This window comes from Rhodococcus sp. P14 (assembly GCF_000256505.1).
Taxonomy (GTDB): Bacteria; Actinomycetota; Actinomycetes; order Mycobacteriales; family Mycobacteriaceae; genus Rhodococcus; species Rhodococcus ruber.
The window spans coordinates 1-16616 of sequence record NZ_AJFC01000272.1; the positions used below are offsets into that span (position 1 = coordinate 1).

The 16616-nt window shown below is 71.8% G+C and carries 16 protein-coding genes and 1 pseudogene; 8 read left to right on the forward strand and 9 right to left on the reverse strand.

Going from position 1 to position 16616, the window contains the following annotated elements:
• The first annotated feature begins 82 nt into the window (after positions 1–82).
• Positions 83–310, forward strand: coding sequence for a hypothetical protein (locus tag OEY_RS0118955; RefSeq protein ID WP_010595389.1), 228 nt, complete (start codon positions 83–85; stop codon positions 308–310).
• 72 nt (positions 311–382) lie between these two features.
• On the forward strand, positions 383–1255 hold the full coding sequence (locus OEY_RS0118960; protein ID WP_010595390.1) for a spermidine synthase: 873 nt from the start codon (positions 383–385) through the stop codon (positions 1253–1255).
• 5 nt (positions 1256–1260) lie between these two features.
• Here OEY_RS0118960 and OEY_RS0118965 read toward each other — a convergent pair whose 3' ends face one another.
• A complete protein-coding gene (locus OEY_RS0118965; protein ID WP_010595391.1) occupies positions 1261–2289 on the reverse strand; it encodes a PHP domain-containing protein in 1029 nt (342 codons plus the stop codon).
• Between the two features lie 39 nt (positions 2290–2328).
• Between OEY_RS0118965 and OEY_RS0118970 the strand changes: the two genes are divergently transcribed.
• Both OEY_RS0118970 and OEY_RS0118975 read left to right on the forward strand, forming a co-directional pair.
• Complete coding sequence (locus OEY_RS0118970) at positions 2329–2991, forward strand: SanA/YdcF family protein (protein ID WP_225223001.1); 663 nt, start codon at positions 2329–2331, stop codon at positions 2989–2991.
• 9 nt (positions 2992–3000) lie between these two features.
• Positions 3001–3672, forward strand: a complete 672-nt coding sequence (locus OEY_RS0118975; RefSeq protein WP_010595393.1) for an SDR family oxidoreductase — start codon at positions 3001–3003, stop codon at positions 3670–3672.
• Positions 3673–3739: 67 nt separating this feature from the next.
• Here the strand turns inward: OEY_RS0118975 and OEY_RS0118980 are convergent, their stop codons facing one another.
• The 5 genes from OEY_RS0118980 to OEY_RS0119000 form a co-directional block, all read right to left on the reverse strand.
• Positions 3740–4543, reverse strand: a complete 804-nt coding sequence (locus tag OEY_RS0118980; protein ID WP_237713763.1) for a DUF6777 domain-containing protein — start codon at positions 4541–4543, stop codon at positions 3740–3742.
• Between the two features lie 279 nt (positions 4544–4822).
• Positions 4823–6103: a hemolysin family protein gene (locus OEY_RS0118985; RefSeq protein ID WP_010595395.1), complete on the reverse strand. Its 1281-nt coding sequence runs from the start codon at positions 6101–6103 to the stop codon at positions 4823–4825.
• A gap of 134 nt (positions 6104–6237) precedes the next feature.
• Positions 6238–6621 (reverse strand): nuclear transport factor 2 family protein, encoded by a 384-nt coding sequence (locus tag OEY_RS0118990; RefSeq protein ID WP_010595396.1) that lies wholly within the window; start codon positions 6619–6621, stop codon positions 6238–6240.
• Between the two features lie 130 nt (positions 6622–6751).
• Positions 6752–7765 carry a hemolysin family protein gene (locus tag OEY_RS0118995; RefSeq protein ID WP_010595397.1) on the reverse strand — a complete coding sequence of 338 codons (1014 nt, stop codon included), beginning with the start codon at positions 7763–7765 and terminating at the stop codon, positions 6752–6754.
• Positions 7758–9128 (reverse strand): hemolysin family protein, encoded by a 1371-nt coding sequence (locus OEY_RS0119000; protein WP_010595398.1) that lies wholly within the window; start codon positions 9126–9128, stop codon positions 7758–7760. Before OEY_RS0119000 ends, OEY_RS0118995 begins: the two co-directional genes overlap by 8 nt.
• A 275-nt stretch (positions 9129–9403) precedes the next feature.
• On the opposite strand from OEY_RS0119000, the gene OEY_RS0119005 reads away from it, so the two are divergent.
• Entirely contained in the window at positions 9404–10222 is an 819-nt protein-coding gene (locus OEY_RS0119005) for an alpha/beta hydrolase (RefSeq protein ID WP_010595399.1), read from the forward strand.
• Positions 10223–10383: 161 nt separating this feature from the next.
• Here the strand turns inward: OEY_RS0119005 and OEY_RS0119010 are convergent, their stop codons facing one another.
• Positions 10384–10689 (reverse strand): chorismate mutase, encoded by a 306-nt coding sequence (locus OEY_RS0119010; protein ID WP_010595400.1) that lies wholly within the window; start codon positions 10687–10689, stop codon positions 10384–10386.
• Positions 10690–10740: 51 nt separating this feature from the next.
• Positions 10741–13602 carry a leucine--tRNA ligase gene (gene leuS / locus OEY_RS0119015; protein WP_029540110.1) on the reverse strand — a complete coding sequence of 954 codons (2862 nt, stop codon included), beginning with the start codon at positions 13600–13602 and terminating at the stop codon, positions 10741–10743.
• Between the two features lie 104 nt (positions 13603–13706).
• On the opposite strand from leuS, the gene OEY_RS0119020 reads away from it, so the two are divergent.
• Together OEY_RS0119020 and OEY_RS0119025 are read left to right on the forward strand one after the other, a co-directional pair.
• The gene (locus OEY_RS0119020; protein WP_010595402.1) at positions 13707–14111 is read left to right on the forward strand and encodes an SdpI family protein; all 405 of its coding nucleotides are present in this window, start codon (positions 13707–13709) and stop codon (positions 14109–14111) included.
• 106 nt (positions 14112–14217) lie between these two features.
• The gene (locus OEY_RS0119025; RefSeq protein WP_010595403.1) at positions 14218–15351 is read left to right on the forward strand and encodes a response regulator transcription factor; all 1134 of its coding nucleotides are present in this window, start codon (positions 14218–14220) and stop codon (positions 15349–15351) included.
• A gap of 21 nt (positions 15352–15372) precedes the next feature.
• On the opposite strand, the gene OEY_RS0119030 is transcribed toward OEY_RS0119025, so the two are convergent.
• The gene (locus OEY_RS0119030; protein ID WP_010595404.1) at positions 15373–16026 is read right to left on the reverse strand and encodes a hemerythrin domain-containing protein; all 654 of its coding nucleotides are present in this window, start codon (positions 16024–16026) and stop codon (positions 15373–15375) included.
• Between the two features lie 117 nt (positions 16027–16143).
• On the opposite strand from OEY_RS0119030, the pseudogene OEY_RS0119035 reads away from it, so the two are divergent.
• A pseudogene (locus OEY_RS0119035) lies at positions 16144–16616 on the forward strand (DUF1648 domain-containing protein); the annotation flags it as partial.

The following is a 16616-nucleotide window of genomic DNA, read 5'->3' on the forward strand; positions in this document are numbered from 1 at the left end:
AGCGAGAAGATGCGCGCCGAGGCGCACGTGGGCTGGGGTTCGCACGCCCAGACCGCTCGCACGCTCGAGGGGACGCACTGACATGACGGACGGACGACGGTTCCGCCGGTACGCGACGCTCGGGGAGACCCGTACCCGGCCCGACCCGACGGCCCTGCTGATCGCGATGCTGGTGCTGGCGGTGCTGCTCGCGTCCCCGTGGTGGCTGTCACCGGTCCCGGCCGTGCTGCTCATCGTCGCGGCCGCCGCCGGCACGGTCGCGGTCGGCGCCACGAGCCGCAGAACCATCGTGCCGACCCGCTGGTCGTAGCGGCACGGTCGGTCACCCGGACCTGCCGGCCGGGCCCCGACGGTTCCCGGCGGTCCGGCTACCCTCGATGCCATGGGCAGGCAGCGGGAGCGTCGGGCCGCGGCGGGGTCCGGCCGCGGCCCGGCCGAGGGCATCCACGACATCGACACCGGCACCTGTGAACTGGTCAAGGATCGGTACCGGCCCGACGGCTGGGTGCTCGAGGTCAACGGGGTGCCCAGCTCCCACATCGATCTCACCGATCCCACGCTGCTCGAGTTCGAGTACATGCGGTGGATCGCTCACCTGCTCGAATCGCAACGGCCGCACGACGAACGGCTGCGGGTGCTGCACCTCGGTGGTGGGGCCTGCACGATGGCCCGTTATCTCGCCGCCACCTACCCGAATGCACGGCAGGTGGTGGTCGAGATCGACGGGCGCCTGGCCGAACTCGTCCGGGACTGGTTCGACCTGCCCCGCGCCCCGCTGTTGCGGATTCGGGTGGGGGAGGGCCGGGCGGTCCTGGCCTCCCTGACCGACGCGACCCGTGACGTGATCGTCCGCGACGTCTTCGCGGTGAACCGCACGCCCGTCGCGCTGACCACCGTCGAGTTCACCCGGCACGCCCGCCGGGTCCTCGACGCGGGCGGCGTCTACGTCGTCAACTGCGGTGACACCCGGGATCTGACCACCGCCCGGCGGGAGGCAGCCACCATCGGCAGCGTCTTCGAGCACACCGCGATCATCGCCGATCCCGCGATGCTCAAGGGCCGGCGCTACGGCAACATCGTCATCGCCGGCAGCGACGCCCCGCTCGGCGAGTCACCGGCACTCGCCCGCGAACTGCTCGGCGGCGGCGTGCCCGCCCAGGTGTGGACCGACGCGCAGGTCCGCCGGTTCGCCGCCGACGCCCGCGTCCTGCTCGACGCCGAGTGCCGCCCGGGTGGCGAGGTCGCGGCCGGCTGACGTCGTCACCCGGACCGGCCCGCGGTCCAGGCGAGCAGGTCCTCCACGGGCCAGGTGTTGACCACGTCCTCGGGTTCCACCCCGCGTTCGGCGGCACGTTCACAGCCGTACCCGATCCAGTCCAGCTGTCCGGGCGCGTGCGCGTCGGTGTCGATCGCGAAGCGGCAGCCGAGATGCAGCGCGAGGTCGATCAGCCGCTCCGGCGGGTCCTGCCGCTCGGGGCGGGCGTTGATCTCCACCGCCGTGCCGTGATCGCGGCACGCCGAGAACACCGCCTCGGCGTCGAAACGCGACGCCGGGCGGGTGCCGCGACCGCCCTGCACCAGCCGGCCCGTGCAGTGCCCGAGCACGTCGACGTGCGGATTCTGCACCGCCTTCAGCATCCGCTTCGTCATGATCGACCGGTCGGCCCGCAGATTCGAGTGCACGCTGGCCACCACGATGTCGAGTTCGGCCAACAGTCCCTCGTCCTGGTCGAGCGTGCCGTCGTCGAGGATGTCCACCTCGATCCCGGTGAGAATGCGGAAGGGGGTGCCGCTGTCGGCGAAGACCCGGTCGAGCTCGGCGACGACTCCCAACTGGTTGCGCAGCCGCTCCGCGGTGAGGCCGTTGGCCACCTTCAGCCGGGGTGAGTGGTCGGTCAGCGCGCAGTACCGGCGTCCGAGCGCCGCGGCGGTCCGCATCGTCTCGGCGATCGGGCTGCCGCCGTCCGACCAGTCCGAGTGCACGTGGAGATCGCCCTGCAGGGCCTCGAGCAGGCCCGCGCCGCCGCGGCCGATCGGCTCGGCCTCCTCGCGCAGTTGCCGCAGGTAGGCGGGGACGCCGTCGAAGGATTCGCGGATCACGGTGGCGGTCTTCGGCCCGATTCCGGACAGAGCCGTCCAACTGTCCGCCCGGCGCCGCGCGGCGCGCTGGTCCGGGTCGAGCCGGGCGACGACGTCGGCGGCGTGACGGTACGCCTTCACGCGGTAGCTCTCGGCGCGGTCGCGTTCGAGCCAGAACGCGACCTCCCGCAGGGCGTCCACCGGGTCCATGCGTCCATTCTCGCCGCGGCGGTCCGTAGCGTGGGGCGCATGCGCACAAATGCGAGGTGGCGACGGACGCTGACCGGAACCGCGATCGGGGTGGCCGGGGGGACGCTGGTGCTGGCCGGCGTCGCGGCCCGGGTCGCGACGCCCGCGGCCGGGCGGTTGTACACCGTCGCCGATGCGCCGGCCGCGCCGGTGGTGATCGTGCCGGGTGCCCGCGTCCGGAACGGATGGCCCATGGCGATGCTGCGCGGACGCCTCGACGTGGCTGTCGCGCTGCTCGCGGACGGCCGCGCCCGCCGCGTGCTCGTCTCGGGCGACGCAGGAGGCCGCTCCGGGGACGAGATCGCGGCGATGACCGACTATCTGGTGGCACACGGTGTGGGGCGGGAAGTGATCGCCACCGACCCGTACGGGCTCGACACGTACGACACCTGTCTGCGCGCCGCGCAGGTCTACGGGGTGCGGACGGCGGTGATCGCCACCCAGGGATTCCATCTGCCGCGGGCCGTCGCGCTGGGGCGGCGGGCGGGGATCGACCTGGCCGGGGTGATCGCGGAGTGCGACTGCCGGCTGCGCACCCGGGTGCGCAACGTGCTGCGTGAGTATGTGCTCTCTCGTCCGAAAGCGCTTGTGGAGATGCATTTTCCGCGCCCTCCGCGGGTGACGGTGGGCGTGGGCGGCGCATCGGCCGGGATCCTCGCCTAGGGTCGTCGCATGCGCCCTTCAGCCCTGATCACCGGTGGCAGCCGCGGCGTCGGCGCCGCCATCGCCCGGGAACTCGCCCCCAGTCACGACCTGCTGCTCGGCGGCCGCCGCGCGGAGTCGCTCCGGGCGATCTGCGCGGAGCTTCCGCAGGCGGCACCGTGGCCGGTCGACCTGCTCGACCACGCGGCGGTGGCCGCGGCCTGCTCCGGCATCGACCGGTTGGACGTGCTGGTGCACAGCGCGGGGCTCGCCGAACTCGGGACGATCGCCGACGGCGGAATCGCGCAGTGGCGGGAGATGTTCGAGGCGAATGTGGTGGCGGTGGTGGAACTGACGCGGCTGCTCCTGCCGGCGCTGCGGGCCGCGAACGGCCATGTCGTGCTGCTCAATTCGGGGGCCGGCCTGAACGCGAGGGCCGGCTGGGGCGCATACGCCGCCAGCAAGTTCGCGTTGCGGGCCTTCGCCGACGTCCTGCGGCAGGAGGAGCCGGCGCTGCGGGTGACGTCGGTGCATCCGGGCCGGATCGACACCGACATGCAGCGTGCGATCGTGGCGAGCGAGGGCCGGACCTACGAACCGGAGCGCTTCCTGAAGGCCTCGACCGTGGCACTGGCGGTGGGGCAGGCCGTTCGGACCCCCGTCGACGCGCACCCGACCGAGATCGTGCTGCGGCCCCGGTAGCCGTCGGCGCCGGACACGACAGCACCGTCGGAACGGCAGCACCGTCGGAACGGCAGCGCCGCCGGCGTCAGAACGGCAGTGGGATCACGACCGGCGCCCCGTTCGGCAGCTGGATGCGGATCTGGGGTGGCGGCGGCGGGGCCGGCGCCGGCGCCGGTGCCGGGGGAAGCGGCTCCGGCGCAGGCGGCGGCGGTGGCGGCGGCGGGGGAGGCGGCGGTGGCGGCGGCGGGGGAGGCGGTGGCGGCGGGGGAGGTGGCGGTGGCGGTGGCACCGGAGCCCGCGGCGCGGGCGCCGCGATCTCCGCCTCCGGCGCCGGCGGCGCGGGTGACGGTTCCGGTGCGGGCGGCGGTACCGGGTCGGCGGCCCCGGGCGCCGGCTGCTTGGGACCGGCGCCGATGGGCACCGCCAGCAGATTCCCGGTGGTGACGTCGACGACGGTCAGTTCGCCGACCGGCGCCGCTCCCGGCTGCACGACGAACAACCGTTCCTCGTCGAGGCCGGACCAGCGTTCTCCTTCGATCTCCTGACCCGAGGACAGAACGGGGGAGATCAGGGGACTTCCCGGCGCACACCGCACGCGAGGCACACCGCGGTCGTCGACCAGAACGACGGTTCCGGTCTCGAGGACCGACTGCACGGGCACCGCGCGTCCCCCGCGGTACTCGTGATCGGTGACCCGGGTGTCCGCCCGCAGCAGCACCGGTGTCAGGGTGCGCAGGTATGCGCGGGCGTCGGCGATGTCGAACACGTCGAGCCAGGCTGCCTGCTTGACCGGGTCCTGCTCGAGCGTGCCGGCGAGCCGCTCCCGGTCGCACAGCTCACGTTCGAGGCTGCCGCCGTAGAGGCCGGTCCGGTCTCCGGACACCGTCACCGGACCTCCGTCGGGCACGGGGAGCTCGGCCTGCGGCGCCGGTGGAACGGCGACCGGCACCTGATCCGGCAGGAGCAGGCCGCTCCATGGATGCTCGCCCCGCGATGTCGCCAGGTCCAGGCGAACCAGCTCGGTTCGCGACGGACCGTCCGTGGAGCATCCCCCCACGGCGAGCGCAGTCAGCGCGAGTACCATCCCGAATCCGCGCGCAGCGGTGCCGGCGGCCACCCGCCCATGGTAGGCGGAACCCCTCCGCGCCTCGGGTGGTTTCGGTCGGCTTCAGCCGTCGGACGTCAGGCGGACGCGAGCGATCCGGTGGCCGTCCAGTTCGCTCACGGTGAGGCGGTGACCGTCGAGGGTGATGCTGTCGCCGAGTCGTGGCAGGCGCTGGAGGTGGTGCACCATGCACCCCGCGACGGTCTCGTAGGGGCCCTTCGGCAGCCCGATCCCGGTGTCGCGTTCGAAGTCCTCGACGATCAGCAGACCGTCCACCTGCTGCGTGCCGGCCTGCGCCGGCGCGGACGGGGGCGCGGCCTGCCCGGTCGGTTCGAACTCGTCGCCGATCTCGCCGACGATCTCCTCGACGATGTCCTCGAGCGTCGCGATCCCGGCGGTGCCGCCGTACTCGTCGACGACGAGGGCGATCTGGTCGTTGGTGCGTCGCATCAGCGACAGTGTCGCGAGCGCCGGCTTGGAGGCGGGCAGCGCGAGGATGGGACGGCACACGTCCGCGACGGTCGGGGCGGTCGCCGGATCGGCGAGCAGCAGGTCGCGAAGGTGCACGAAGCCCACGACGTCGTCGAGCGACGTGCCGACGACGGGATACCGGCTGTGCGCGCCTGCCAGGGCCTGTTCGCGCGCCGCCGGGAGCGGGGTGTCGGCGGGCAGGAAGTCGACCTCGGTGCGCGGACGCATCACCTCGAGCAACGATCGCTGCCCGGCGTCGAACACCTCGGCGAGCACCGTGCGCTCGTCCTCCGGCACCGCCGAATGGCTGAGCAGCAGATCGCGCAACTCCTCGTGGGTGATCTCCTCGCTCCGGCGCGCCGGGTCGGCTCCCAGCAGCCGGACGAGCCCGTCCGTGGAGACCGACAACAACCAGATCACCGGTCGCATCAGGGTGGCGAAACGGTCCAGGGTCGGTGCGGTCAGCAACGACACCCCGGTGGACCGTTGCAGGGCGATGCGCTTGGGAACGAGTTCCCCGAGGACCAGCGAGAGGTAGGCGATCACCAGGGTGGTGCCGGTCAAGGCGACGGCGCTCGCCGCTGCGGCGGGCAGCCCCCACGACTCGAGCGCCGGGACGAGGTCGGGGGCGATCGCGGAGGCACCGTAGGCGGCGGAGAAGAACCCGGCCACGGTGACGCCGATCTGCACCGCGGACAGGAAGCGGTTGGGATTCTGCGCCAGCTCGGCCGTCCGCCGCCCCCGCCGGCCCCGCTCCTCGAGCGCACGGATCTGGCTCTCACGCAGCGACACCAGCGCCAGCTCGGTGCCGGCGAAGACGCCGCCGATCAGGACGAACACCAGAACCAGGAGGATGTCGGCGAGCGCGGTCATGGCGGCCACCCTGGACCGTGGGCCATGTCGTGTCACCTCATCGGGAGGACGCGGGATACGACTTCCAGTCTAGGAGAGCCCCGGCTGTTCGGGCACCGGCCGCACCTCAGGACGGATGTTCCACGTGAAACAGTTCAGGAGGCGGGGACGGTCTGCATGTCCTCCTGGCTCCAGTAGGCCTTCATGCCGGTGATCCGGGCGTCGTCGTCGAACGTCATGACGTCGATGACCTCCATGACGAGGTCCTGTTCGCCGAGGTGGGTGGTCAGCCGGAAGAGGAAGGCGGCGTTGCCGTCGGCGATCTTCAGGCTGAGCAGTTCCCCGGTCTGGATGAGCGGCTCGATCATCGAGTAGAACTCGCGCAGGGACGCCTCGGTGGTGCGCACGTCGGTACCCACCGGGTCCTCGACCGTGGCTCCGGGAGCGTAGAGGGCGAGCACCTCGTCCGTGGTCCCTTTGGCGACCGACCTGATGTAGGACTCGACGGTGGCGCGGATCGCGGCGGGAGTGGGAGCCATGCGGAAACCTCCGTTGCTGGAACGCGTTCTAGCAACGGAGGTTAGCAGCGCACGCCGGGACTGGGAATGCCCGGCGTGCGCCGCTGTCTCGCGACTGTGCGCCCGGGACGGCTCAGGCGTCGGAAACGGCTCAGGCCCCCGCGGTGGCGGTCGGCAGCAGCCGTTCGAGGACGTCGGCGAGGGTGATCAACCCGACCACCTGTCCGTCGTCGGTGACGGTGGCCAGGTGGTTGCGGGTCTCGCGCATGGTGCGCAGCGCCTCGTACACCGGCACCGCCGCCTCGAGGGTCAGCGCCGGGCGCATCAACTCGGCGGCGGTGATCCCCGCCGCGGCGTGCAGACTGTCCCGCACGTGCACCACCCCGTCCACATGCCCGTTGCCACGCACGAGCAGACGCAGGTGCCCGGTGCGCCGGGCGGTGTCCTGGATCTGCGCGGCATCCGCGTCGGGCCGGACACTGCTCGGCCGGGCGTTGGGACGGACGATGTCGCCGACGGTCAGCGCCTCGAGTTCGAGGGCGCTGGTCAGGTGCCCGTGGTAGCGCTCGTCGAGAGTGCCCACGGTGGCCGAGTGCTCGACCAGGTGCCGCAACGCGTCCGGGTCCTGTCCGGTGCCGACCTGGTCGACCGGGACGACCCCGACCCGCCGCAGGCACCAGTTGGCCAGGTGGTTGAGCTGCACGATGACCGGGCGGGTGACCCACATGAACGCCCGCATCGGGAGCGCGAGCAGGGTCGCCGACTTCTCCGGGTGCGCGATCGCCCAGGACTTCGGAGCCATCTCACCGACCACCAGGTGCAGGAACGTCACGATGATCAGCGCCAGGACGAACCCGGCGACGTCCGCCAGCCACAGCGGCGCACCCCAGTTCTCGAAGGCCGGGGTGAGCCAATGGTGCACGGCGGGCTTGGTCACCGCGCCGAGGGCCAAGGTGCACACGGTGATGCCGAGCTGGGACCCGGCGAGCAGAACCGACAGTTCCGACGCGCTGCGCAACGCGGCGCGGGCCGAGCGGCTGTGCGGGGCGGCGTCCTCGAGGCGGTGCCGGCGCGCGGCGATGAGCGCGAACTCGACCGCGACGAAGAAGGCACTCGCCGCGATCAGGCCCACCGTCACGGCGAGCACGATCCAGGGGTTACTCATCGTCGCTCACCTCGTGATCTGTCCGTACGGTCACCAGCACCGACGCCGGCACGTGCCGGTCGATCCCGCGGACCTCCGCGAGCAGCGTCCGCGTCGGGGGCGAGTTCCCGTGCGCCAGCTCCGCCGGATCGGGCTCGAGTGGGATCGCGACGGTGTCGCCGACAGTGGGCAGGCCGCCGAACTCGGCGATGACCAGCCCGGCGAGGGTCTCGAAATCACCCTCCGGCAGCTCGTGGCCGAGGGTGCGGGCGACCTCGTCGAGGTGCACGTCGCCGCGGATCACCCAGCCCTCACCCTGGCGGGTGATCACCTGCGTCTCGACAGCGGTGTCGTGTTCGTCGGCGATCTCCCCGACGAGTTCCTCGGCCATGTCCTCGACGGTGACGATGCCGGCGAAGCCGCCGTACTCGTCGACCACCAGGGCCATCTCCTCGTGCCCCTCGGTGAGCCGGGCCAGCACGTCCGGCAGCGGCAGGGTGGTGGGCACGATCACCGCGGGCCGGCACACCGCCTCGGCCGTGCCGGCCGAGGTGTCGCGCGCGAGCAGATCGTGCAGGTGCACGACCCCGCGCAGATCGTCGGCGGACTCACCGACCACCGGGTACCGGGTGTGACCCTCGCTCATCCGCGCCAGCACCTGCGTGATCGGTTCCCCGGCCCGGACGTAGTCCACCCGCGCCCGCGGGATCATGGCGTGCTCGGCGGTGCGGGTCGGAAAGTCCAGGATCCGGTCGAGCAGCGTCGACAACTCCTTGGGCAGCTCGCCGGCCTCCCGGGATTCGGCCACGATGTGCTCGAGGTCGCGGACGGTGGCCGAGTGCTCCACGTCGTGCACCGGTTCGATCCGCAGCGCGCGCAGCAGCAGGTTCGACGAGGCGTCGAACAACTTGATCAGCCAGCCGAACAGCCTCAGATACAGCGTGGTCGACAGCGCCAGCCACCGCGCGACCGGCTCGGGCCGGGCGATCGCCAGGTTCTTCGGGAACAGCTCACCGAACACCATCTGCACCACGGTCGAGAACAGCACCGCCAGCACCGTGCCGACCGCCACCCCGACCGCGGTGGGGATCCCGACGCCGCCGAGGAGTTCGCCGAGGCCGCTGCCGATGAGCGGTTCGGCGACGTAGCCGACGAGCAGGCCGGTGACCGTGATGCCCAGCTGAGCGCCGGAGAGCATGAACGAGGTGCGGCGGGTGACCGACAGGGCGCGGGCGGCTGCGGTGTCACCGGCTTCGGCACGCGCCTTCAGCCGGGACCGGTCCACCGCCATGTAGGCGAACTCCTGGGCCACGAAATAGCCGGTCAGGGCCGTGATGGCCAGGACCACGAGGATGCCGAGTGCGATACCGAGGACTGTCAGCACGGTCGGCTCCGGGGGGCGGTGACGGACGGGCCGTCACTCTGGGGCGGGGAGGGTCTTCGAGGTTTGCGCTTGGCGCGTCTCATGGCTCTCTCTGCGATAGACGACGACTTCCTGTCACAGAATACGACGAACCGGGCCGCGGACGAGTTCCCGCCTGCCGCGCCGACCCGGTCACAGCGGCCGGGCCGGAACCCGACACCCGGCGCGGATACCACGCCGGAGCGGTCGGCAGTGCTTGGCTGTCCTGGCACACGGCCACACCCCGAGGAGCCTCGATGAACGAGACCACCACCTTCCCCCTGCCGGGGCATGCCGGCACCCTGGCCGCCCGGTGCTGGGTCCACGACCACCCCCGGTACGTCGTGCTGCTGTGCCACGGCTACGGCGAGCACGCCGGACGCTACGAATACGTGGCCACCCGGCTGGTCGCCGACGGTGCGGTGGTCTACGCCGTCGACCACACAGGGCACGGGCTCAGCGAGGGCGAACGCGTCCTGATCGAGGACTTCGAGCGGGTCGTCGACGACTTCCGCCTGCTCGACGCCACGGCCCGCAGCGATCATCCCGGCCTGCCGGTGGTGCTCGTCGGGCACTCGATGGGCGGGATGATCGCCGCCCGGTACGCGCAGCGCTACGGCTCCGAACTCGCCGCGGTGGTCCTGTCCGGCCCGGTGCTGGGCCGCTGGCCCGCGCTCGAAGCGATGCTCGCGGCAGAGCAGATCCCGGACGCCCCCATCGACCCCGCGACGCTGTCGCGGGACCCGGAGGTGGGCCGTGCGTACGTGGACGACCCACTCGTGTGGCACGGTCCCTTCAAGCGCCCCACCGTCGAGGCGCTGCAACACTGCCTCGACACGATCACCGCCGCGGGCACCGTCGGCGACGTGCCCGTGCTGTGGCTCCACGGCGAGGACGACGGGCTCGTCCCCCTCGGGGGCAGCCGCGAGGGCTGGGCGACGTTCGCCGGCCCGCAGTCGACGTCGAAGGTCTACCCCGGGGCGCGGCACGAGATCTTCAACGAGACCAACCGCGACGAGGTTCTCGACGACGTCGTCGATTTCGTCCACTCACGGATCGCGGCGGGCGGCCGATGAGCACCCGGTCGCGGGCGCCGGCACGTCAGCGCTCGTCCGGCGCCGGTTGCCGGGACGGCGGCCGGGACGTCGCGGAAGGCGGCCGGGCCGCCGGGGACGGCCGCCGCTCGCCGGACGGGTGAGGGCGGTCGGCGGCCCGCTCCGGCGCGACCGGGTCGCCGTCAGGATTCGCCGGCGTGCGCGCGCAGCTCGAGCGCGACGAAGGACTGCACCATCGCCGTGAACACCGCTTCCGCGACAGCGGGGTCTGCTCCCCGCGCGGCCGCCGCCTCGGCCGCGCGCCGGATCACGAGCAGGGCCCGGTCGGGCGCCGCGACCTCCGCCGCGGTGGACTTCAGTTCGGCTGCGCGGCGCACCAGAGCCTCACGCTCACAGAGCAATTCGACCAGTTTCGCGTCGAGTCCGTCGATAGCGGCACGGACGGCCGCGAGGTCGGGAAGAGACCGCTCGGTATCGGGTGCGTTCATGCGCGCATTGTGGCATGCCACGCGGTGCGCTCCCGAGAACGGACCGGTCGACTACCTGACCACGTTCACCATCTTGCCCGGTACGACGATCACCTTCCGGGGTGCCGCGCCCTCGAGGAGGGCGGCGATCTTCTCGTCCGCGAGGGCGGCCGCCTCGATCGCTTCCCGCGCCGCGTCGGCCGGCACGGTGATGCGGCTGCGCACCTTGCCGTTGACCTGGATCGGGTACTCGACCGTGTCCTCGACGAGCCACTTCTCGTCCGCGACGGGGAACGGGCCGTGCGCGAGCGACTCGGTGTGCCCGAGCCGCGACCACAGTTCCTCGGCGAGGTGCGGGGCGACGGGCGCCAGCATGAGCACGAGCGGTTCCACCGCCGTCCGCGGCGCCCCGTCCGGGTACGCCTTGGTGAGGTGGTTGGTGTACTCGATCAGCTTGGCGATGGCAGTGTTGTCGCGCAGGCCCGCGTAGTCGTCGGACACGCCCGCGATCGCCTTGTTGAGGGCACGCCGCGTCTCGTCGGTCGGCTCGGCGTCGGTGACCCGCAGCGTGCCGGCCTCCTCGTCGATCGCGGCCCGCCACACCCGCTGCAGGAACCGCTGCGCACCGACGACGTCCTTGGTCGCCCACGGCCGGGACTGGTCCAGCGGGCCCATCGACATCTCGTACACCCGCAGCGTGTCGGCGCCGTAGTCGTCGCAGATCTGGTCCGGCCCGACGGAGTTCTTCAGGGACTTGCCCATCTTGCCGTACTCGCGGTGCACCTCCTCGCCCCGGTAGAGGAACTTCCCGTCGCGCTCCTCGACCTCCTCGGCCGGCACGTACACGCCACGCGAATCGGTGTAGGCGTACGCCTGGATGTAGCCCTGGTTGAACAGGCGCCGGTACGGCTCGGACGAGGTGACGTAGCCGAGGTCGAACAGCACCTTGTGCCAGAACCGCGCGTACAGCAGGTGCAGCACGGCGTGCTCGACACCGCCGACGTACAGGTCGACCCCGCCGGGGTCGTGCGGGCCGTGGATCTGCGGACGCGGACCGGTCCAGTACGCCTCGTTCTCCTTGGCGCAGAACTCGTCGCTGTTCGTCGGGTCGATGTAGCGGAGCTGGTACCACGAGCTGCCGGCCCACTGCGGCATCACGTTGGTGTCGCGGGTGTAGTGCTGCAGCCCGTCACCGAGGTCGAGCTCGACGTTCACCCACTCCTCGGCCTTGGCCAGCGGCGGCGACGGCTCCGAACTCGCGTCCTCGGGATCGAACGACACCGGCGCGTAGTCCTCGACGTCCGGAAGTTCCACCGGCAGAGCCGACTCCGGCAGGGCGTGCGGGTTGCCGTCGGCGTCGTAGACGATGGGGAACGGCTCGCCCCAGTACCGCTGCCGCGCGAACAGCCAGTCCCGCAGCTTGTACTGGATGGTGCCGGTGCCCGCGCCGGACTCCTCGAGCCTCGCGATGATCGCCTTCTTCGCGTCGGCGACGCTCAGCCCGTTCAGCTCGCCGGAATTCACGAGCGTTCCGTCGCCGGTGTACGCCTCCTGCGAGATATCACCGCCCGCAATCACTTCCACGATCGGCAGGCCGAACGCGGTGGCGAACTCCCAGTCGCGCTGATCGTGACCGGGCACGGCCATGATCGCGCCCGTGCCGTACCCGGTGAGCACGTAGTCCGCGATGAACACCGGCAGCGACTGCCCGTTCACCGGGTTGACGGCGTAGGCGCCGACGAAGACGCCGGTCTTCTCCTTGCTCTCCTGCCGCTCGAGATCCGACTTCGCGGCGATCGACGCCCGGTAAGCGGCGACGGCCTCGGCCGGGGTGGCGGCGCCACCGGTCCAGCGCTCGTCGACCCCCTCCGGCCACGCACCGGCGACGATCTCGTCGACGAGCGCGTGCTCGGGCGCCAGCGTGACGTAGGTGGCACCGAACAGGGTGTCGGGGCGGGTGGTGAACACCTCGATGTCGCGGCCGGTCTCCGCATCGCCGGCGCCCCGCACCGCGAACTTCACCTGCGCTCCGTGCGAGCGCCCGATCCAGTTGCGCTGCATGGTCTTGACCTTCTCGGGCCAGTCCAGGTACTCGAGGTCGTCGATGAGACGGTCGGAGTAGGCGGTGATCCGCATCATCCACTGCTGCAGGTGCTTGCGGAACACCGGGAAGTTGCCGCGCTCGGAGCGGCCGTCGGCGGTGACCTCCTCGTTGGCCAGCACCGTGCCCAGACCCGGGCACCAGTTGACGAGGGAATCCGAGCGGTACACCAGCCGGTACTCGTCGAGGGCGGCGAGCCGCTCGGCCTTCGACAGCGACGCCCAGTCGCGTCCGTCCGCGAGCGTGCGGGTGCCGGCGTCGAGTTCGGCGGCGAGCTCGTCGATGCGGCGCGCCCGGTTCTGCTCCGGGTCGTACCAGGCGTTGTAGATCGTCAGGAAGATCCACTGGGTCCAGTGGTAGAAGTCGACGTCCGTCGTGGCGACCGAGCGCCGCTCGTCGTGGCCCAGCCCCAGCCGGCGCAGCTGCCGCTGCATGTTCTCGATGTTGGCCTCGGTCGTGGTGCGCGGGTGCGTGCCGGTCTGCACCGCGTACTGCTCGGCCGGCAGTCCGAACGCGTCGTAGCCGAGCGTGTGCAGGACGTTGTGCCCCAGCATGCGGTGGTACCGGGCGTAGACGTCGGTGGCGATGTAGCCGAGCGGATGCCCGACGTGCAGGCCGGACCCCGACGGGTAGGGGAACATGTCCTGCACGAACAGCTTGTCCTCGGGGACGTCGCCGGCGAGCGGGCCGACCGGATTCGGCGCGTTGAACGTGCCACGCTCGCGCCACTGATCCTGCCACCGCTGCTCGATCCGGCCGGCGAGATCGGCGGTGTATCGGTGCTGCGGGGTGGCGTCGGACGACGAGGTGGAGGGCTGCACAGGACGAGTCACGGTGGTCGCTATCTACTTGGCTGACGTCGGTTACCTCCGACCAGGGTAGAGCGTGGCCTGCCCCGGCCCGACCAGCGGCTGCGTCTCCCACGTATCCTCGAGGGGTGTTGATCGTCGCCCTCGTACTGTTCGTGCTCGCTCTCGTCGTCGCCGGGGTCGCCGTCGCGGGTCTGACCGGACGGCTGCCGCGCAACCGGTGGGCGGGTGTGCGTACCGCGGAGGCCCTGCGCGACGAGGAGACGTTCGCCCTGGCCAACAAGGTCGCGGCTCCCAGTCAGCTCGGTGCGGCGGGCCTGCTCGTCCTCGGCGGCGTGGGAGCGCTCACGCTCGACACGGTCCCAGGCCTGATCGCCGTCGTGGGTGCCGGTATCGCCGCCTTCTTCACCGCCGGTGTCGGCGGTTCCATCGGTGCCCGCGTCGCGGCAGCCAGCGCTCCGGCCGAGACCGCCGGCTGCGGCACGTCGTGCGGGGCGTGCAGCCTGCGCGGCGCCTGCGAGCCGACCGCCTGAGCGAACCCCCACCGCCCGGGCGCAGCGGCGGGCGCGACGTCACCGCCCGAGCGCAGGAATCTGCGGGAGGGTTCCCGAGCGCGCGTTCGGACGCGATACTGACAGGGTGACCCCGGCACTGGCCGGCGCCCGATTGAGGTCCACGATCCGCGATGCGGCCGCCGCGGCGACGGACTCGACCGAGTTCCGGGAGGTCGTCCTGGACGCGATCCGCGCCCGGGTGCCCTACGACGGTGTCTGCCTGGCCACCACCGATCCCGCGGTGCTGATCCCCACCGCGCTGACGACTCGCGGTTACGAGACCCCGCGGGTGTACGCGACGGCCCTGGAACTCGAGTACGGTCCCGATCCGGTGCCGAGCGGCTTCGGCTCGTTGCTGGGCCGGGCGGTCCCCATCCGCACGCTCCGGGAGGTGACGGGCGACCACGTGACGAGCAGCCGCCACTACGCCGACGTGCTCGCGCCGAGCGGCATGCACGACGAGGTGCGCATGCTCTTCCGCGGTCGCGACGGGGCGTGCTGGGGCGCGTGCACGATGGCCAGGCGACCGGGCTCGGAGTTCGCCGACGAGGAACTCGACACTCTGGGCGCCGTCCTCATCGACATCGGGGAAGGGTTGCGCACCACGTTGTTCCGCAGCAGCGCACATGCCCCGGCCCCGGGCCCGGACGGACCGGCGGTGGCGGTCGTCGGACCCGACGACGAGTTCGAGTCGATCACCGCCGCCGCCCTCGAGTACTTCGAACGACTCGGCTGGGGCCCGCCCGGCAATCCCGAAGCCGCTGCGCCCGCGGTATCGGCGGCACTGTGGCTGCGGCGTTCGGGGGCGGATGCCACGGTCCTGCGGGCCCGCACCCTCGACGGGGAATGGCTCGTGATCCGCGTCGGACGATTCGACAGCGAGCATCCGCCCCGGCGGGTGCTGATGACCGTGGAACGGGCGCAGCTCCCCGAGATCGTCACCCTGGTGGCGGCAGCACACGGACTGACCCGCCGCGAATCCGAGGTTCTCGCTTTGCTTCTCGCCGGCAGGACCCGTCACGAGATCGCCCGCGTGCTGGGCATCAGCCCGTACACCGTGCAGGACCATCTGAAGGCCGTGTTCGCCAAGACCGGCGTCAACAGCCGCGCGACCCTGGTCGCCAAGCTCGCACACACCGAGTACGTGCCCCGTCTGGGCACGCCCGTCGGCGCCGACGGCTTCTTCGAGCGGCCGCCGCGGCCGGCCCCGGTGAACTGACGCCGGCGCGCGGGGACCGCCTCACCCCCAGCGGCGTACACGCTGGTAGCGCGGGTTCCACCAGAAGCGGTGGACGAGCCGCAGGGGCATTGGCAGTTCACTCAGGACCAGACGAGCCTGCTCGGGCGTGGCGCCGTCGACGACGTACGGGCCGACCTGCGCGATCTCGCTGTAGGAGAGTTCCTTCACCGCCGCTGTGGACAGGGCGTGCCATTCCTGCGTGGTGATCACCTCCCGGATGAGGGGGAAAGCGTCGCGCTCCTCGTGCGCGAGGTGCGACCGCAGCAGTCCGACGAGGTCGTCGATGCGATGAGGCACCTGCTCCGGCCCGTGCTCCCGATCGTCGAACGCTTCCTCGAGCGCGGCGAGCGTCGGATCGATGAGAGAGTGCTCGGCCTCCATGTCGTCGAGCACCGCGAGATCGTCCGGCCGGTCGGCGAGCCTGCGGCGCATCAGCGGCCAGATGTGCGTGTCCTCGATCCGGTGATGGTGGTGCAGTTCCCGGCTGAAGCCGTGCCAGCCGACGAGCAGCGCGTCGTGGACCTCGTCGGTCTCGGTGCCGTAGGTCTGTGCCACGTTCGCCAGGCGTCCGACGTCGCGCCGGAAGGCCGCGTGCAGCAGCGTCATCACGACCATGTCGTCGTCGGTCAGGGCAGTGGATCCGGTGGTGGTCATGTCGGCCTCGATCCTGTCGTGCTCGAGTTCTCTCTACGAGCCTGCAACCCCGGGCTCCGGCCCTCAATCCCCCGTTCGAGGGGGTCGCCGGTGATGCCGTTTCCCTACGCTGGGGCCGTGACCACCCGCCGCGTGATCGACCCCGCCGGGGCCCTGTTCGGCCTGGGCCTGCCACTCGTCGCCGCCGCGGCGACACTGCTGCTGACTCGAATGTGGGAATCGCGGCTGCCCCCACGGATCGCCACGCACTGGTCCGGGTCCGGGCCGGACGGATTCTCGGACCCGGTCTCGTTCTCGTGGACGGTGGCGCTGGTGATCCTGCTGGTCGGCGGCGGCTGCAGCGCGATCGCGGCGCTGGCCCCCGCGATGCTGCTGATGCGCCGCTACATGCTGGTGCTCGGTCTCGGCGTGACCGGTCTGCTGTCCACCCTGGGTGCGACGGTGCTCGCGATCCAACTGGACACCCCGGCCGAACAGGCACAGCTGCCGATGTGGAGCATCGGCGCAGGCGTCGCGCTCGGCGTCGCCGTCGGGGTGTTCGGCGCGTCCCGGTTGCGGGATCACCGGGTCCGGCGGGCGGGGGGGGGCCC